Below are 585 nucleotides of genomic sequence, written 5' to 3' on the forward strand. Positions count from 1 at the left end.
TAAAAGGATTATCACGATAAGCCTCTACCCCCGTATCACGATAAACTGCTTGAATCCGGGTAGCACTCATGACTCATCCTTTTCTGGTGGATCCTGAAATAATTCAGGCACGTATGTGGGTAGGCTGTAATCTTCTTGATCATCCGCTTCCACTGCGTTGAAAGGAATAACTTTAGCCTCATCACCTGAAGAGCTTGGCTTCAAATGCTCCGCACGTTTTTTACGCTCCGAGGTCACGGCTTCTTTTTTATTAGTTTTAATCTGCTTAATGCGTGTTGATTTGGGCTCAGTAGTACTGGGCGTTAACTTATTCGCTTTCTGAATGGATTGCTGAATAAACGCCTCAAGCTCCCTGCGTTTAGTTAACTCATCCTGCTTCGCATTGGCTTTATTGTGTTTTTCTTGTGCTTGTATATCCCAAACCTCCCAAAATGAGAGACCTTTAAACTGCCGACTACGTTCCGTCAGATTACAGCGCCAAAATACACGGCTGCCAACTTGCGGAAACAAATAAATCGTATCAACCAGCACTGGGTCATAAGCCGCTTCTAAATGTTGAGGTCTAGCTATATCAGTGCTCCGCTG

Annotated in this window: 1 pseudogene; it reads right to left on the bottom strand. The window is 44.3% G+C overall.

What is annotated here, in order from left to right:
- Nucleotides 1–66: 66 nt before the first annotated feature.
- Nucleotides 67–585: pseudogene (locus AC0L3J_RS37275) on the bottom strand (hypothetical protein); the annotation flags it as partial.

Source organism: Bradyrhizobium sp. Kon37, assembly GCF_055807535.1.